Here is a 17,544-nt window from a genome sequence, read left to right as displayed (position 1 = left end):
TAGGAATAATTACTGACGATGTGCAGCGTGTGAATTTAGCATTGAACATTTACGAGACGGCCATTCAAGGAATGCGAAAAGATGGCAGCCTTCCAGGTGACAGCGGCAGATGGGGATCGGCAATTCATTATACAAATGCCGCAATTGCTTCACTAGTCGTTATCGCTGAAATGGCAGCCAATCAGGGCATTGATCTTTATAGCTATCAGTCTGATAACAAATCATTAGACCACGCGATAGCATTCCTGATTTCGGCGACTAAAGACCCCAGTCTTATTGCAGATTACGCAAAGGAGAGGCCGGGCAGTTTTAGGGGTTATTCAGCCACTAACCAGAAAATAGATTGGAATAATAAATGGGGCGGTTTTTGGGGGCATTATTATACATCGCGCTTTCCAGAAAGTGAGAGTGCTAAAAACCTAAGGGATATTTCGACTATTGTTCGAACTAACCGTTCGGAGGCGCATGATATTAGTGGCGGAAATCCACTTTGCTTTGTCCACACCAACTCCTGAAATTTGTTATCATTTCTAACCTGCCCCCAAGGTTTGTACCACATCCTAAGTTAGTCTGTTTGCCATCCGTTCTGAGGCCCGGTTCGGCCGCAGCCCATCAACAGCGAAGGCCGGAACGGGCCGGTGCGGCCTCGGCCGTATCGCCAGAGGCAATTCAGCCATAGGCGCTGACGTCAAACACGCAAGACACCAAACAGAAGGACTCTTCTGTTTGGTTCGCACCACTAGGAAAGCTCCCGCCAAGCCCGCCGCCGGCCGTCTGGTGGCACCCTTCGAGATCGCCGCCTTTGGCTAAGGGATGGGGCGCGAAGGAAAATCTAGACCCCCAGGTGGGCGATGATATCAGCCCGCTTGATCGTTACCGCGGGCCCCTCGAGAACGATCCTCCCCTGGTCCATCACGATCAAGTAATCAGCCACGTTCTCCAGGAAGTGGATGTTTTGCTCGACAATCACGAATGAACGCTGGTCATGGCGCGCCTGCAGCACGAGATCGGTCATGTGATCGATATTTTCCTGTTGTACGCCCTCGGTCGGCTCGTCGAGCAGAGCCAGGGTTTTGCCCTCGGACATCGTGCGCATGAACGACAGCATTTTGCGTTCGCCACCGCTCAGGGTGCCGGCGTGTTGGCGCAGACGCTCGCGCAACCTGGGAAAGACCTCAAAAAAGACCGCGAAATCTTCGACCGCCGCCCGGCTCTGCATCAGCGAGAGGTTTTCCCAGACGCCGAGATTGTCGAACACGATGCGCTCCTGCGGGCAGAAGCTGATGCCGTCCCGGCTGCGTTGCGCCGGGCTCGTGCCCTTGAGATCGCGCCCACGAAACCTGACGGCCCCGCCGATCAGGGGCAGGGATCCAAAGAGCAATTTCAACAGCGTGCTTTTGCCGACACCGTTGCGCCCAGTTACGCCGACCACCCGGCCGGGCTCGATCTGACCCGAGACGCCGCGCACCACCTCGACCTCGCCGTAGCCGCCGACGATATCGTCGAACTGGAACAAAGGGCTCATACCGTTATGCCGACGTAGACGTCCCGGACCCGCGTGTCGGCCTGGATCGAGGCGACATCGCCCTGGGCCAGCAGACTGCCCTGGTGCATGACAAAAATATGATCGGCGATCTCGCGCACCAGGGCCATGTCGTGCTCGATGACGACCACCGTCAGACCCAGTGTCTGACGGGCCCAATGAATGGTGTCGATGACGATTTGCGAATCCTCCGCCGACATGCCGGCGCAGGGCTCGTCCAGCAGCAACAAGCGCGGCTCGGCCACCAACGACATGGCCAATTCGAGAATTTGCCGCTCGCCGTGACTGAGGTTGCCAGCCATCTCGGCATCGTTCTCGAGGAAGGGGTAGCGTTGGCGCAACTGCGCCAGCACCGGCGTCTGCCAACGCCTGAGCGAGGGCTTCAGCAGGTCCAAAAACCGCGCCCGCGTGCCCCACAGTGCCACGTGGATGTTGTCGCGCACGCTGAGTTCGGTGAAAACGCTGGGGATCTGGAATTTTCGCCCAATTCCCAGCTTGGCAATCCTCTCCGGCGGCAAGGCGCCTAGCGCCACCCCGTCGAAGCGAATATCGCCGCTCTGTGATTTCAACTCACCGGTTATGGTGTTGAAGGTCGAGGTCTTGCCGGCCCCGTTGGGCCCGATCAGGCAGTAGATCGATGGCGCCTCCAGAGCCAAACTAAGGCCATCCAGGATGTGCACGTCACCGACGCTGAGATGACAGCCATCGACACCCAGCGCCGGTGCCGCCAAGCCGCCGTGGGCTGGCGGCGGCGCCTCGACGGGCTTTGGCCGGCGGGCCGCGAGGGCCGCCAGCCGGCGCTGCAGCGGTGCCAACATGCCGACCAATCCGTTGGGCAGATAAAGCACGACCAGGATAAATACCAGCGACACGATGACTTCCCAGACCGTCACGCGGTCGCGCAGCTCGGTCGTTAGGACGCCGATCAATATGGCCCCCACGGGCGGCCCGATGACGCTGCGCCGGCCGCCCACAGCCGTCCAGATGACGAGGTCCGCGGATATCAAAAAGCCGCTCAGCGTCGGCGTCACCAGATTCTGCTGCGGGGCGTAAAGCAGACCGGCGAAGCCGGCCAGAAAACCGGCAACGGCGAAGGCCGTGGCCTTCAGATGCGTCGTCGAATAGCCGAAAAAGACGATCCGCCGCTCGTTCTGGGCCAGCGCCCGCCAGACCACGCCGAGCGGCGCATTGATCAGCCAGGCCGCCAGCCCCAGCGCCGCCACCAGCGCCCCGGCAGCAAAATAATAGCGCGCATCGTAGCCGTCCATGCCAGGCAGGTCGGGGATGTTGCGCAAACCGTTGAAGCCGCCGGTGACATCATTCCAGGTGTTGGCGATCTGAAAGGCCAACAGCGTCAGGGCCAGGGTGATGAGGGCGAAGAACGGGCCGCTTTCGGTGCGCCCGCGAAAGACCGCCAGCCCGATGCCCCAGGCCAACACGGCGGGCACGATGGCAGCCGCCGGCAGCAACAGCCAGATGATCGCCGAGCCCGAATAATTGACCAGAATAAGGCCCGACATGTAGGCGCCGAGGCCGAGAAACATGCCCTGCCCGAGCGGCAGGAAACCGCCCTGCCCCCAGCAAATTCCGATGCCGATGGCGACGATGGCATAAAGAAAGGTGAGCGAAAGCTGGAAGGTCCAATAGAGCCCGAGCACGGCCGGGATGGCCAGCACCAGCGCCACCAGGGCGGCGCTAAACGCGAGAAAATATGCCACGGGGCCTGAGCCAGAGGAAAAAGACGGCAATCGCCAGGACCAGCAGGTAGGCCGTGGTGCGGTTGAGGATGGCCGAGACCACGCTGTCGAGGCCGCCGATAATGCCGGAGCCTACGAACAATCCCAAAACGCTGCCCAGACCGCCGACGATAATGGCGAAAAAGGCGGTGATGACGAAATCCAAGCCCATGTAGGGGTTGGCCGACATCAGGGGAGCGATGACGACGCCGGCCAGACCGGCCAGCAGGGAGCCGAAGATGAAGGTGTTGCGGGCCAGCACGTCGGTCTGGATGCCCACCGCCTGGGCCAGTTCGGGATTGCCTACCATGGCCTTGACCCGGGCCCCGGTAGAGCTTTTGAGATACCACCAAAGCATCAGCCCGATCAGCGGCGCGGCCAGGGCGATAATCAGCAAACGATAGGCCGGGTAGGAGGCGCCCAGCACGTCGACGGCCCCCGCCACGGGCACCGGTACGTTGTGAAAGCCGCCGCCGTAAAAGGCCTCCACCACCTCCCGGATCAGGATCCCCAAGCCCCAGGTGGCCAGCAGCAAATCAAAGGGCCGGGCATAGAGCGGCCGGATCAGGATCCGCTCGACCAGCCAGCCGACGGTGCCGCAGACCAGCATGGCCAGCGGCACCGCTAGGATAAACGGCAAGCCGTGTTGGTTGGTGAAAACGGCGGCGTAGGCGCCCAGCATGATGAACTCGCCATGGGCCAGGTTCATCACGCCCAACCAGCCGAAGACCACCGCCAAACCCAGCACGATGATGACCAGCAACGTCACGGCAAAAAGCACGTTCAGCCCCTGCGTCAAAATCAGAGGATCCACCGCCTAACTCCCGAAACCCAATTCCCGAAACCCTAGACCTGATCGCCAAGCGGCGATTCAGGTGCAGGTCTGACCCGACGCCATGTTGGCCACCGACTTGATGACCTTGAAACTGCCACCCGTGGCATCGGCCAGATGCATATCCTTGTCGACATGGCGGTTGGCGCGCATGGTCCATTGCCCGCCCGGTGCTTCGAAGGTCAGGTTCAGGGCCGCCTTGGCAACGGCGGCGGTGTTGGCCGAGCCCGCCTTGTTGGCCACCGCTGCGGTGAACTTGACGCCGGCGTAACAGTCTTCGCCGAGCAAGCTCAGGTTGGGTGCCTTGGCGCCGAATTTGGCGGCGTAGGCCTGCTTGAAGGCGGCATTGCGGGGGGTCTCGATATTGGCGTAGTAGGACATGGCGCCATAGAGATTGTTGGCGTTCTCCTTGCCGATGCCGAGCAGGGTGTTCTCTTCCAGCAGCGAGGACAAGCGGGTGATCTTGTCAGCCCCGAAGGCCGCGAAGGTGCGGTTGAAGTTGACATTGTCGCCGCCCACCAGGGTGACGAAAACCAGCTTCGGGTTGGCCGCCTTGATGCGGGTGACGACTTCCTCGAACTTGTTGGGCGCACCCAGCGGCATGTATTCCTCGCCCACCACCTTGCCGCCCAGCTTGGCAATCATGCCCTTGGCGTACTTGTTCAGAACCTGCGGCCAGACATAGTCGTTGCCGATCATGTAAACCGTGTCCATGCCCGAATGTTGGGCCAGCCAGGGCAATGCCAGATCGAGCTGCTGCGGCGGCGTGTCGGCGATGACGTAGGTGTGGGGCGCACATTCGTTGCCTTCGTATATCGGCGTATAGACGTAGGGCAGCTTGCCCTTGAAGGCAGCGACCAGGGCCTGGCGCACGGCACTGTCGTGCGAGCCGACGACGAAATCAACTTGCTCGTTAAGCATCAAGCGGATGCCCGTCTTGGCCGCGTCGGCGGGGGAGACGCCGCCATCGACGACAATCAATTCAACCTTCTTGTCGTTGATGCCGCCGGCTGCGTTGACCTGATCGACGGCCAGCTCGGCGCAGGCCTTTTGGGTCGGGCCGAACAGCGAGGCCGGGCCGGTGAGCGCGGCGAAGAGGCCGATCTTGAAGTTGTCGGCGGCCTTGGCCGGGCGAATAATCGCTGGCGCCGAAGCCAGCGCCAGGGCGCCCGCGGTGGAAGTCAAGAATTGCCGACGCGTCGGCTTGATAAGCGTGGAAGTAAACTTTTTCATGGGATGTCCCCCTGTTGGTCGGATTTAGGTGTCGAGTGCAGGTTCCGGCCAAGCCGGCTCGTTCGCCTCGACCGCCATGCCGATAGCCAGAATGGTTTCGTCGCTGCCTTCCGGTCCATCGAACTCCATACCCACGGGCAGGCCCGTGGCGGTCATTCCGGCCGGCATGCTGAGGCCCGGCAAAGCGGCATTGCTGGCCGGGTCGGTGTTGCGGATGTAGGTCATGAAGGTGGGCACGTCTTCACCGGCCACGTTGACGGTTTCATCCTCGCCGATCTTGGCCGCCGGCATCGGCGTGGTCGGGAAGACGATGGCGGCCAAGTCGTTAGTGGCAAAGAAGTCCGTGAACAGGGCCCTGAGTTTGGGCCGGGCTTCGTTGAGGGCTTGCAGGTAAACTTCTTCGGGAATGGCGTCGTCGCCCATCAGGCTGTCCAGCAGCCCCTTGACGTCAGGCGAGGCGACCTCGGCCACCACGGCGGCATAATCAAAATCGAGCCCGTGGGCCGAAAGGTAGGCGTTCAAGGTGACGCTGGTTTCAAAAAGCGCCACCGGCATGCTGGCGGCTTCGTTGGCTTGGGCCACGCCCTCGACATCGACTTCCACCAGGGTGACGCCGTAATCGGCCAAACGGCTCAAGGCCGCCTCCATCACGGAAGCGGTCTCGCTGTCGAGCATTTCGTAGTAATAGCCGCGCGGCACGCCGAGGCGCAAGCCTTTGAGGTCGGCCGGCGCGATGGCGCCGCCGTGGCCGCAAATAATGCCGTCCAACAAGGCGGCATCGGCCACCGACCGGGTCATCGGTCCGACGGTGTCGCGGGTACTGGAAATCGGCACCACACCCTGCTGGCTGTAGCGTCCGCTGGAGGGGCGAAGGCCTGTGATGCCGCAGAGCGCCGCCGGCACCCGCACCGAGCCGCCGGTATCGCTGCCCAGGCCGGCCGGCGCCAGGCGCGCGCCCACGGCTGTCCCTGTGCCGCCGGACGAGCCGCCGGGTATGCGCGTCGAATCGTAAGGATTGCCCGTCGGCCCAAAGGCGCCGTTGTTGCAGGTCACGCCATAGGCCAGTTCGTGCAGGTTGGTTTTACCGAAACAATAGGCCCCGGCGTCAAACAGGGCCTGCGCCACCGGGGCATTGGCAGCAGGAATATTGCTTCGCAGCGCCGGCGTACCGGCTGTCGTCATGACACCGGCGGTGTCGATATTATCTTTTAATACCAAGGGGATACCGAGCAAGGCCCGGCTGCTGCCGCCGGCTGCACGCGTCTCGTCCGCGGCCGCGGCGGCTGCCAGCACACTGTCTGGATCGATGCTGATAAAGGCGTTCAGCCCGCTCAGCGCTTGCTGCCGCGCCAGCAAGGCCTGGGCCAATTCGACGGCGCTGGCCTGGCCCGAATTCAGCAGTGCAACCGCTTCCGCCACGGTTAGTTGATGGAGATCCATGTCCCCCCCCCTTTATTACTCAGCTCATCGACAAATCACCGTTCAACGTAAATCCTGCCCGCAACAAAACTATCACGAGGCAATAACCAGCAGCAAGACGACGGTGCCACCACGGCCGATCGTGGGGAGCCGCGACCAGGTCAGCGTCTAGCGCGGCTTAGGACGCGCAACGTTTCGACTATTCCTATTTGGCCATCCCGGCCGCCCTTGACGGCCCGGACGGCGTTGCCTCGTCGAACAGAAAAGTGCTTTTTCGCTTCGACGTCCCGACTACGAATAATCTTCGTTAATAACGGGGGTCCTCCGAAAACGATCCTGGTTGGCGAAGCTCGACAACTGTATCCTCTCTCATGGCGTAGCCTTCCTTCGTGGAAATGGCGACTTCAGCATCGCCAGGATACACCGCCTTCATCTCATCGCATCACCAACTTTCGAGTGTAGCTCATTTCCGAGGTTTGTTCTAAGGCGATGCATCGTCGGCGGAGGTATTATTGCCCACCACCAACTTCGTTCTCTTGGCTTTGCTCTTCTCGCCGGGACGGCCAGATACGGGAGCGTCGGGAATAGGAAGCACGGTTTGGAGACTACTCCCCCTCAAACCCAACGGATGTGCCTAAAAGCCCCTTTTTCTCAGGTCAGGTGGAAAGCCTAGCTCGCCCAGCAGCGTCGCGACGTTGCTGTCCCCGGTGCCGGCCTGAAGCTGCTCCTGGATGCGAGCAACCGCCAGCACCAGCCCCCGATGCTCATCGTCGACCCCAAGATGCCGGCCTTTATGCCGCGCTCTACCTCGCTGCAGGTCGTCCTGCCGGGGCAGCACAACGGCCGCGTCTTGGCCCAGGACTTCGGCGGGCTCGTGGTCTACAACGACAACCTGGCGCAGCTCTGGTTTGGCACCGGGCCACCTCGGCCCGAGGCGGCGCCCTTAATTATTAGGCAGCTTGCCAATCGTAGTTGGCTTCGAAGGCCGCCGCAGCACGGTAGATGGTGCGTTCATCGTAACGCTTGCCGATCAACTGCAAGCCGGCGGGCAGGCCCTCGGCGTTGCGGCCGCAGGGCAGCGAAAGAGCCGGGTTGCCGGTGTAGTTGTAGGGTGAGGTGTTGCCCAGCATGCACCAGGCCTGGCCGATTTTGCTCAACCGGTCATCCCCTTCGCCCGGCAGGGGCATAGCGGCCATGGGCAGCGTCGGCGTCAACAACAGATCCCATTGCTCGAACAATTCGGCATATTGCGCCGTGGCCTGGGTTTTCAGGTTCTGGCCCCTGCCATAGATGCGCCCGCCATAGGTCTGCTTGACCCAGGCGCCCAGCAGGGTAAGGGCCTTGGCCGTATCGGGCCATTCATCGGCGCGCCGGCCCAGGGTGTTGATCTGCTCGATAAGGCTGGGCGGATAGAAGCCCGCAGCCCCACTGGCCACGCCGCCGCCAAAGGTGAACTGACGGACCATGCCTTCGGCGATCATGGGCAGAAAGATATTGCCGATGTCATTGTGGAGCGGCACGGATATGCGCTCGACTGTCGCTCCCAGGCTGGCCAACAGATCGGCCGCGGCCAGCACTGCCGCATCGACCGCGTCCTCCGATTCCTCGCGGCCAAAGCCTTCCTCGATGATGCCGATTCGCAGGCCCTCGACGCCGCGCTCAAGTTCCGCCGTATAGTTATCAGCGGCCACGCCGGACTGGCGGTTGTCATAACCGTCGGGCCCGGCCAGCACTTCCAGCAACAAGGCGTTGTCGGCCACGTTGGCGGTCATGGGCCCGACGTGGTCGATGGAAACCTCCATGCTCATGATACCGCTGTAGGGAACCAGGCCATGGGTCGGCTTCATGCCGACGACACCCGAAAACGCCGACGGAATACGGATCGAGCCCGCCTGATCGCCGCCGATCGACATATCGACCTCGCCGCCGCCGACCAGGGCGGCGCTACCCGAAGACGAGCCGCCGGCCGAATAGCCCATCTTGCGGGGATTGTGGACGGAGCCCGTGGCCGATGTGAAACTGCTGCCCGAAACAGAGAAGTACTCACAGACCGCCTTGCCGGTGATGGTGGCGCCGGCATCCAACATGCGGGTCACGATGGTGGCGTCGACCTCCGGCACATAGCCTTCCATGACCGAGGCACCGTTCATCAACGGCACTCCCGCCAACAAAACTGTATCCTTGAGCGCCACTGTGCGACCGGCAAGCTTGCCCGTTGCGGCGCCCTTCACTTCGGTCTTCACGTACCAGGCGTTCAGAGGATTGTCCGCCGCCGCGGGCCGCTGGCCGGGGCTGCGGGGATACTTCACCTGCGGTAGGGCGTCGGAGCCGTCAAGGGCGGCCTCGGTCAGATCGAACAGCGGCCCCAGAACCTGGCCAAAGAACTCCGTATCCTCGTCGCTCAGGCTGACCCCGAAGCTGGCGGCAATCTCACGCATCTGTTTAGCTGACGGTTTCATTTGCCTGCACTCCTTTGGCTATGGCACAAATTGCTTCAGGTTCTGGCTTCAAAACCAAGATATTCGGCCACCATAGCCGAATCCTTGATTTCCTCAAACGGGGTTTTGGTGTCCAGAACGCCGGTGGGGAGGGGTTGTGCCCATTAGGGTTTTTTGTTGAGGCCGATTCTGCTATCGTGGGGGCCGAGCCGCGAGCTATCTGCGGAATGTCGGCCAAAAAAAATCTGCTCGACAACGAGCAAGGCAGGACATGGCTGTCCCCGGCCCGTCCAGGACCACAGCAGAGGAGGATTTGTCGTGACGATCAAACGCAGGGATTTTCTCAAGACTTCACTGTCCGGCGCGGCGGCACTGTCCGCCGGTTCCCTCGTCTGGCCACGAGTTTCCGAGGCGGCGGACACCATTCGCGTGGGCGGGATGCATAATCTGACCGGTCCCTTCCAGGCCTTTGGCACCAACAAGCTGCGTTGCGTGCAATTGGCCCTCGAGGAGATCAACAAGGCTGGCGGCCTGTTGGGCAAGCAAGTGGAATTGGTGGGTTACGATGCCCAGGCCGACAACAAGCTCTATGCCCAATACGCCCAACAGTTGGGCCTTCGGGACAAGGTGGTCACCGTGTTCGGCGGCCTGACCAGTTCCTCGCGCGAGGTGGTGCGGCCGATCTTCAAGCGCACCCGGACCCTCTACTTTTACAACATGCCCTACGAAGGGGGAGTCTGCGACCGCAACATCTTCTGCACGGGTACCACGCCCGGCCAACTGCTGGCAAACCTGATCCCTCACATGGTCAAAAAGCACGGCAAGAAGATCTACGTGCTGGCCGCCGACTACAACTTCGGACAGATCTCCGCTAAGTGGACAAAGAAAATCGCCCAGGAACACGGGGCCCAGGTGATCCAGGTGGATTACTTCCCGCTGGACGTCAACCAGTTCGGCCCGACCATCAGCAAGATCCAGGCGGCGAAGCCTGACTTTATCGTCAATACCTTCGTTGGGCCGGCACACGGCGCCTTCTACGGCCAGTGGGCCGCGGCCGGCATGAACAAGGAGATCCCCATCGCCTCGCAGACTTTCGGCGAGGCCGGCGAGCACCTGCGTATGCCGACCGAGCTCTCCGACGGGATCACGGTCTGTTACAGCTACGTAGATGAAATCGACCTACCCACCAATGCCGCGTTCTTGGGCCGCTTCAGGGCCAAGTTCGGCGACAAGTACGGCTATCTGGGTGACCTGGCCGTCTCGTCGTACCTGGGAGTCCTGATCTGGGCCAAGGGCGTGAAGAAGGCCGGTTCGACCGACCGGGACAAGGTGATTGCGGCCTTGGAAAGCGGCGTCAGCATCGACGGTCCGAACGGCAAGATCACCGTGCAGCCGGAGACCCATCACTGCGTATTCGATATGTACCTGGCACAGATGAAGAACCGCAAGTTCGACATCCTGCAGACCTTCAAGCAGGTTACGCCGACCAACCCGCAAGGCGTCTGCAACCTGATCAAGAACCCGCAGACCAACAAGCAGTTCGAACCGAAGATCTAGGCTCTTTCTCGATTGAGCAAGGGGACGGCCTTGGACTTCGCGGCGGTCATCGTCATTCAGGTTCTCTATGCCATCGCCAGCCTGGCGCTGATCAGCGTCGGGCTGGCAGTCATTTTCGGCATGATGCGGGTGATCAACTTCGCCCACGGGGAGTTTCTGATGATGGGCGGCTACACGGTGATCCTGTCAACCCACGCCGGCATCAACCGCTGGGTCTCCATGCTGGTGCTGGCGCCGCTGGTGGTCGGCCTGGTCGGCATGCTCGTCGAGTGGCTGATCATCCGCCACCTCTACGGCCGGGTGATCGAGACGGTGCTGGCCACCTGGGGGCTCAGCCTGTTCCTCATGGGCCTGGCGACGGTCACCGTGGGGTTCTACCAGGAGGGCATCCTGCCGCCCTTCGGCCCTGTACGGATCGGCGCCTACAAGGAAGGCGGCTACACCTTCTTCGTCATCGGCGTTACGGCGCTAATCCTGATCGGCGTCTACGCCCTGATGCGCTATACCTGGTTCGGCCTGATCGCCCGGGGCACCATGCAGAACGCCGACATGGCCGCCGCCCTGGGCACCGACACCCGTAAGGTTTACGCCCTGACCTTCGGCTTCGGCGCCGCCCTGAGCGGCCTGGCCGGCGCCATCATGGCGCCCATCTCCGGGGTGGTGCCGGTGGTCGGCATGACCTACATCGCCAAGGCTTTCATCACGGTGATCAGCGGCGGCGCTACGGTGCTGGCCGGCACCGTCTCGGCGGCGGGCCTGCTCGGCCTGGTCAACCAGGCCGTCACCTTCGTGACCACGCCGGTGATCGGCGAGGTGGCGTTGCTGGCTTCAGCCATCATGCTACTGCGCATCCTGCCCACGGGCATCACCGGGCGCTTCTTCCGGAGGGGGCTGTGAGGCCCAGCGCCAACCAGGCCGGCCTCCTGGCGGCGACGGCGGCGGCGCTCGTTCTGCTGGTCGTGCCGCCGCTGGCCTTCGAGGTCTTCACCCTGGTCAACGCCACCATCTACCTGATCATGGCCACCCTGGCGCTCAGCCTGGCCCTGGTCTGGGGCTTCGGCGGCATCCTCTGCCTCGGCCAGTCCATGTTCTACGGGCTGGGCGCCTACGCCTACGCCGTCACGGTGCTGAACACCGGCGAGAGTACCCTGCCGATCCTGCTGGGCGTTGCCCTGCCGGTCGCCTTCGCCGCGGTGCTCGGCTACTTCATGTTCTGGGGGCGCGTCAGCGACGTCTACCTGGCGGTGATCACGCTCACCGTGTCGCTGATTCTCTTCCACCTGATCAACAGCACCGCCGGCGACCAGTACCGCATCGGCGAGGCGCCGCTGGGCGGCTACAACGGCCTGCCCGGCCTGCCACCGATCAACTGGCCCGGCGATCCGGACCGGCCGATCAGCTTCGAGGGCATGTACCTACTGGCGGCGGCGGTGCTGGTCGCCACCTACTTCGGCCTGCGCTGGCTTTTGCACAGCCACTTCGGGCGGGTCACCGTGGCCATCCGGGAAAACGAGGCGCGGGCCGGGCTGCTCGGGTACGACGTGCACCGGCACAAGCTCTGGGTGCTGATGATCGGCGCCGGCATCGCCGGGTTGGCCGGGGTGCTGTCGGTGTCCTGGGGCTCCTTCGTCGGGCCCAACGTCTTCAGCATCGTCTTCACCGCCCAGATCATCGTCTGGATTCTGGTCGGCGGCCTGGGCACTCTGATCGGGCCTATTGTCGGCGCGGTCGCCATCCAGTTCCTCATCGCCTGGCTGGGCGAGGCCAAGATCGCCGACACCAACTTGGTCCTGGGGGGGCTGTTCGTGCTGTTCGTGCTCCTGGTGCCGAAGGGCCTCGTCCCCATGCTGGCCGAGCGCCTGCGCCCCTGGGCGGCGCGCCGGTTCCCCGAGCTGGCCGAGCCGGGCGGCGGGGACCCGCTATGACCGCGTCGCTCCTTGAGACCCGGGACCTGATCAAGACCTTCGGCGGCGTTGCTGCCATCGACAGGGTCAACTTCGCCCTCGCCGAGGGCGAGCTGCGCTGCCTGATCGGCCCCAACGGTGCCGGCAAGAGCACGTTTTTCAAGATTCTCAGCGGCCAGTTGCGCCCCTTGTCCGGCCGGGTCCTGTACCGCGGACGCGACATCACCGGCGCCGAGCCGCACGCCATCGCGCGCATGGGGATCGGCATCAAGACCCAGGTGCCGAGCGTCTTCGAAGGCCTGGAGGTGCGCGAGAACCTGCGCCTGGCGGCCCGCCGTGGCCGCAACAAGGCCGCCGCCGCGTCCCGGGTCGAGGCGCTGATGGAGCGCCTCGGTCTGCAGGATCTGGCCCGCCGGCCGGTCGGCCACCTGGCGCACGGCCAGCGCCAGTGGGTGGAGCTGGGCCTGGTGCTGGCCAACGATCCCGACCTGGTCCTTTTGGACGAGCCGACGGCCGGCATGACCCAGGACGAGGTGGCGCGCACTGCCGAGCTGATCCTTGAGATCAACCGCGAGCGCGCCATCATCGTCGTCGAGCACGACATGCAGTTCATTCGCATGATCGCCGACCGGGTCACCGTCCTGCACAGGGGCGCCATCTTCGTCGAGGACACCAAGGACCGGATCATGGCCGATCCGCGGGTGCGCGACATCTACCTGGGCAAGGCGGCTGGGGCCGGTTCGGGTGGGGAGGCCGCAGACCATGCTTGACGTCCGGGGCCTGTGCGCCAACTACGGCCGCATTCCGATCCTCAGCGACATAGATTTCTCCGCCGCCAAGGGCGAGGTAGTGGGGGTGCTGGGCCACAACGGCATGGGCAAGACCACCCTGATGCGCACGCTGATCGGCCTGGTACCGGCGGTACGCGGCCGCATCGAACTCGACGGCGAGGACCTGGCGCCGCTACCACCGCATCTCCGGGCGCGGCGCGGCCTAGGCTACGTACCGCAGGGCCGGCAGATCTTTCCGCAGCTTTCAGTCCTGGACAACCTGCGCATGGGGGCGGTGGCATCGCGACGGCCCGAGGCCGTGGTGCAATCGGTGATCGAGGACTTTCCAGCGCTGAAACCGCTCCTGGATCGCCACGGCGGCGCCCTCAGCGGCGGAGAGCAGCAGATCCTGGCCCTGGCCCGCTGTCTCTGTGCCGAGCCTCGGCTGATCCTACTCGACGAGCCCACCGAGGGCATCCAGCCGTCGATCATCGATCGAATCGAGGACATCCTTCTCCGGCTGCGCGACGAGCGCCGCCTGACCATCGTCATCGTCGAGCAGAACCTGGATTTCGTCGCCGCCCTGTGCAGCCGCGTGATGATCATCCAGAAGGGACGCATTCTCAAGGAACTGGCGCCTCGGGAGCTGCACCATGCTGAGATCATGGCGGAATTCGTCGGCACGCAGGCTACCGAGGCAGAGGAGGCCGGACCATGACCTTCAAGCAGCCGACAGCGGCCCAGCTCCGCGAAGTGGGCGCCGAGCTGGGCCTGGACATGAGCGACGACGACTACGTGGAGACCCTACGCGCCTATCTGGCACCGTTTTGCGAGGCCTACGCCTTCGTCGGCCAGCTGGCGGAGGACCTGCCGGCGGTGAAGTACCCGCGCACCCCCGGCTACCGCCCGGAGGGCGACGACAACCCCTACGGCGCCTGGTACGTGAAAACCACGGTCGAGGGCGCGCCCTCGGGCCCGCTGGCCGGTGGCACCGTCGCCGTGAAGGACACGGTCTGTCTGGCCGGGGTGCCGATGATGAATGGTGCCTCGGTGCTCGAGGGCTACGTGCCCGAGGTGGACGCCACCATCGTCACCCGCCTTCTGGATGCCGGCGCCACCATCCTAGGCAAGTCGGTCTGCGAATACTTCTCCGTCGCCGGCGGCAGCCACACCAGCGCCTCGGGCCTGGTGGAAAACCCGCGCAAGGCTGGCCATACGCCAGGCGGTTCGTCCACCGGCAGCGCCGCCCTGGTCGCCGCCGGCGAAGTGGACATGGGCATCGGCGGCGACCAGGCGGGATCGATCCGCATCCCGGCCTCCTTCTCCGGCGTGGTCGGCATGAAGCCGACCCATGGCCTGGTTCCCTACACCGGAGTCATGAGCATCGAACCGACCATCGACCACGCCGGTCCCCTGACCGCCGACGTGGCCGACAACGCCCGATTCCTGGGGGTGATGGCCGGCCCGGACGGTCTCGACGCTCGCCAGGGGGGATGCCGGGTGGAGCGCTATACGCAGGTCCTGGACCGGGACATCAAGGGCCTGCGGGTGGGCGTCGTGCGCGAGGGCTTCGGCACCCCCGATTCCGAGCCCGACGTCGATCAACTGGTGCGCAAGGCGGCCAAGTCCCTGGCCAAACTGGGCGCCGAGGTTGAGGAGGTGTCGGTCCCCTGGCACACCTTCGCCGTTCCCCTGTGGGTGCCGCTGACTCTGGAGGGCACCTATTTCACCCTGGTTTTGACCAACGGCCTGGGCGTCGGCAGCCAGGGGCTCTACGTCAATTCCCTGGCCAACCCCCTGTCGGCACTCAGGGAACGGGCCAACGAACTGCCGGACACGGCGCGGATCATCCTGATGCTGGCCCGCTATTCCCTGAAGAACCACGGCATGCGGTTCTACGGCAAGGCGCAGAACCTGAGGCGGCGCCTGCGAGCCGCCTACGACGCGGCCCTGGAGAGCCACGACGTGCTGGTCATGCCGACGACGACCATGAAGGCAACGCCCATTCCGCCGCCCGATGCCCCCTTCGAGGAGCGCATGCAGCGCAGCTGGGAAAACATCGGCAACACCTGCGCCTTCAACGTCACCGGCCATCCGTCGCTGTCCATTCCCTGCGGCGTCAGCGACGACCGCCCCGTTGGCCTGATGATCACCGGCCGCCACTGGCAGGAGGCGATGCTCTACCGCGTCGCCCACGCCTTCGAGCGATCGGTGGACTGGCGGGCCGCCGGGCCGACGAAAAAGACCAAAAGGAGGAAACGGACATGACCTTCACCCTGCCTTCCGTCGCCCAGCTGCGCCAGGCCGCCGAGCGCCTGGGCATGGCGCCGACCGACGACTACCTGGAAGCCACCAGGCGGATTCTCGAACCCCTGGCCGGCGCCTACCGGGTGCTGGACGGGATCCCCGACGAGGTGCCGCTGGTGAAGTACCCGCGCACGCCGGGCTATCGCCCCGAGGGTGCCGAGAACCTGCACGGCGCCTGGTACGTGAAGACCGCCGTCAAGGGTGCTGCGCGCGGCAAGCTGAAGGGCCGGCGCATCGCGCTCAAGGACAACGTCTGCCTGGCCGGGGTGCCGATGATGGCCGGCACTTCGACGCTGGAGGGCTACGTGCCCGACCTGGACGCCACGGTGGCCACCCGCATCCTCGACGCCGGCGGTGAGATCGCCGGCAAGGCGGTCTGCGAGTACTACTGCGTTTCCGGCGGCAGCCATACCAGTTCCACCGGGCCGGTGATCAACCCACGAGTGCCGGGGCATTCGGCCGGCGGCTCGTCGTCGGGCAGCGCCGCCCTGGTCGCTGCCGGCGAAGTGGACATGGCCATCGGCGGCGACCAGGCGGGCTCCATCCGCATCCCGGCATCCTATTGCGGCGTGGTCGGCCTGAAGCCCACCTACGGCCTGGTGCCCTACAGCGGCATCATCCCGCTGGAGGTGACCGTCGACCACTGTGGCCCCATCGCCGCCAGCGTCGCCGACAATGCCCTGCTTTTGGAGGTCATCGCCGGCGCCGACGGCCTGGACGGGCGGCAGAAGACGCCCAAGGTGCGGCCCTACACCAAGGCCCTGACCGGCGACGCCGACGGCTTGCGCATCGCCGTGGTGCACGAGGGCTTCGGCCACGCCCATTCGGAGCCCGACGTCGACGCCACCGTGCGCCGCGAGGCCAAGCGCTTAAAGAAGCTCGGCGCCAAGGTAAAGGAGGTCTCCATCCCCTGGCACCGCATGGCGCTGCCCATCTGGACGCCGATCGTCCACGACGGTGGGCTGATCACCATGCTGACCATGAACGGCGCCGGGGTTTGCCACGAGGGGCTCTACGTGACCAGCCTGGTCGACGCCTCGGCCGGCTGGCGCGACCGCACCGACGAGTTCGCCGACACCATCCGCATCATGGCCCTGATCGGCCAGCACTCCCTCGACCACCATCGGGGCCACTACTACGCCAAGGCGCAGAACCTCAGGCGCCGGCTGCGTGCCGCCTACAATGCGGTGTTCGCCGAGCACGATCTGCTGCTGATGCCGACCCAGCCGCTGAAGGCGACGCCGCTGCCGCCGCCGGACGCGCCGCCGGAGCTGGTCACCCAGCGCAGCTGGGAGAACATCGATAACACCTGCGCCTTCAACGTCACTGGCCACCCGGCGATCACCGTCCCCTGCGGCACCGGCGACGGCCGCCCCATCGGCCTGATGCTGGTCGGCCGGCACCACGAGGAGACGACGCTCTACCGGGCCGCCCACGCCTACGAACAGGCGGGTGACTGGCAGCGGCGCTGATACCGAATTGGCCTACATTCAAGCAACTTATGGCGCGCCTTCCCGCCGGAACGGCTACTCGTCGGCGAGAGGCGACGCGGTGAAAAATAGCACAAACGCGAAATTCTTTATTTCTGAAGGTTCTATTTTGTTTCAGCAGTGAAAACACCCTCCCATTCCTCAGCCAGCGGCCGGTCCTTTGTCCTGATTTATTTTAGGGTTTCTGAGCATATCAAACCAAAATTCCCCTGATGGCCATCCGTTCCATGCATCAGCGTAGCAAATTCGGGCCCTGACGGCAATTTTGAAGAGCGACAGCTGAAGTAAGCCAGCGGTCAATTGGGCTTTACGCGG

14 protein-coding genes are annotated in these 17,544 nt (G+C 63.9%); 8 read left to right on the top strand and 6 right to left on the bottom strand.

The window, feature by feature from the left end:
- Positions 1–515 (top strand): alginate lyase family protein (locus QGG75_22155; GenBank protein MDP6069927.1); only part of this gene is annotated, 515 nt, incomplete at its 5' end.
- A 317-nt stretch (positions 516–832) separates the two neighbouring features.
- Here QGG75_22155 and QGG75_22150 read toward each other — a convergent pair.
- The 6 genes from QGG75_22150 to QGG75_22125 form a co-directional block, all read right to left on the bottom strand.
- Positions 833–1,516, bottom strand: a complete 684-nt coding sequence (locus QGG75_22150; protein MDP6069926.1) for an ATP-binding cassette domain-containing protein — start codon at positions 1,514–1,516, stop codon at positions 833–835.
- A gap of 5 nt (positions 1,517–1,521) precedes the next feature.
- Positions 1,522–3,261, bottom strand: coding sequence for an ATP-binding cassette domain-containing protein (locus QGG75_22145; GenBank protein ID MDP6069925.1), 1,740 nt, complete (start codon positions 3,259–3,261; stop codon positions 1,522–1,524).
- On the bottom strand, positions 3,239–4,093 hold the full coding sequence (locus QGG75_22140) for a branched-chain amino acid ABC transporter permease (protein ID MDP6069924.1): 855 nt from the start codon (positions 4,091–4,093) through the stop codon (positions 3,239–3,241). The genes QGG75_22145 and QGG75_22140 overlap by 23 nt, the downstream gene beginning before the upstream one ends.
- Before the next feature lie 57 nt (positions 4,094–4,150).
- Positions 4,151–5,296 carry a substrate-binding domain-containing protein gene (locus tag QGG75_22135; protein MDP6069923.1) on the bottom strand — a complete coding sequence of 382 codons (1,146 nt, stop codon included), beginning with the start codon at positions 5,294–5,296 and terminating at the stop codon, positions 4,151–4,153.
- A 72-nt stretch (positions 5,297–5,368) separates the two neighbouring features.
- Positions 5,369–6,784: an indoleacetamide hydrolase gene (gene iaaH / locus QGG75_22130; protein ID MDP6069922.1), complete on the bottom strand. Its 1,416-nt coding sequence runs from the start codon at positions 6,782–6,784 to the stop codon at positions 5,369–5,371.
- A 929-nt stretch (positions 6,785–7,713) separates the two neighbouring features.
- Positions 7,714–9,222, bottom strand: a complete 1,509-nt coding sequence (locus QGG75_22125) for an amidase (protein ID MDP6069921.1) — start codon at positions 9,220–9,222, stop codon at positions 7,714–7,716.
- Between the two features lie 297 nt (positions 9,223–9,519).
- On the opposite strand from QGG75_22125, the gene QGG75_22120 reads away from it, so the two are divergent.
- From QGG75_22120 to QGG75_22090, 7 genes are read left to right on the top strand one after another with little or no spacing between them, the layout of a single operon-like run.
- Entirely contained in the window at positions 9,520–10,758 is a 1,239-nt protein-coding gene (locus QGG75_22120; protein ID MDP6069920.1) for a transporter substrate-binding protein, read from the top strand.
- A 30-nt stretch (positions 10,759–10,788) separates the two neighbouring features.
- A complete protein-coding gene (locus QGG75_22115; protein ID MDP6069919.1) occupies positions 10,789–11,655 on the top strand; it encodes a branched-chain amino acid ABC transporter permease in 867 nt (288 codons plus the stop codon).
- Positions 11,652–12,683 (top strand): branched-chain amino acid ABC transporter permease, encoded by a 1,032-nt coding sequence (locus tag QGG75_22110; GenBank protein MDP6069918.1) that lies wholly within the window; start codon positions 11,652–11,654, stop codon positions 12,681–12,683. Before QGG75_22115 ends, QGG75_22110 begins: the two co-directional genes overlap by 4 nt.
- Positions 12,680–13,432: an ATP-binding cassette domain-containing protein gene (locus tag QGG75_22105; protein MDP6069917.1), complete on the top strand. Its 753-nt coding sequence runs from the start codon at positions 12,680–12,682 to the stop codon at positions 13,430–13,432. The genes QGG75_22110 and QGG75_22105 overlap by 4 nt, the downstream gene beginning before the upstream one ends.
- Positions 13,425–14,150 (top strand): ABC transporter ATP-binding protein, encoded by a 726-nt coding sequence (locus tag QGG75_22100; GenBank protein ID MDP6069916.1) that lies wholly within the window; start codon positions 13,425–13,427, stop codon positions 14,148–14,150. The genes QGG75_22105 and QGG75_22100 overlap by 8 nt, the downstream gene beginning before the upstream one ends.
- Positions 14,147–15,700, top strand: a complete 1,554-nt coding sequence (locus QGG75_22095) for an amidase (protein ID MDP6069915.1) — start codon at positions 14,147–14,149, stop codon at positions 15,698–15,700. The genes QGG75_22100 and QGG75_22095 overlap by 4 nt, the downstream gene beginning before the upstream one ends.
- Entirely contained in the window at positions 15,697–17,211 is a 1,515-nt protein-coding gene (locus QGG75_22090; GenBank protein MDP6069914.1) for an amidase, read from the top strand. Before QGG75_22095 ends, QGG75_22090 begins: the two co-directional genes overlap by 4 nt.
- Positions 17,212–17,544 lie beyond the last annotated feature (333 nt).

Source organism: Alphaproteobacteria bacterium, assembly GCA_030740435.1.
Taxonomy (GTDB): domain Bacteria; phylum Pseudomonadota; class Alphaproteobacteria; order UBA2966; family UBA2966.
This window is presented reverse-complemented; position numbering and strand designations above follow the sequence as displayed.

Bases quoted from the DNA above. Each gene is read 5' to 3' on its own strand.
- iaaH (MDP6069922.1), bottom strand. From the start codon at position 6,784: ATGGATCTCCATCAACTAACCGTGGCGGAAGCGGTTGCACTGCTGAAT.
- QGG75_22125 (MDP6069921.1), bottom strand. From the start codon at position 9,222: ATGAAACCGTCAGCTAAACAGATGCGTGAGATTGCCGCCAGCTTCGGG.
- QGG75_22105 (MDP6069917.1), top strand. From the start codon at position 12,680: ATGACCGCGTCGCTCCTTGAGACCCGGGACCTGATCAAGACCTTCGGC.
- QGG75_22100 (MDP6069916.1), top strand. From the start codon at position 13,425: ATGCTTGACGTCCGGGGCCTGTGCGCCAACTACGGCCGCATTCCGATC.
- QGG75_22095 (MDP6069915.1), top strand. From the start codon at position 14,147: ATGACCTTCAAGCAGCCGACAGCGGCCCAGCTCCGCGAAGTGGGCGCC.
- QGG75_22090 (MDP6069914.1), top strand. From the start codon at position 15,697: ATGACCTTCACCCTGCCTTCCGTCGCCCAGCTGCGCCAGGCCGCCGAG.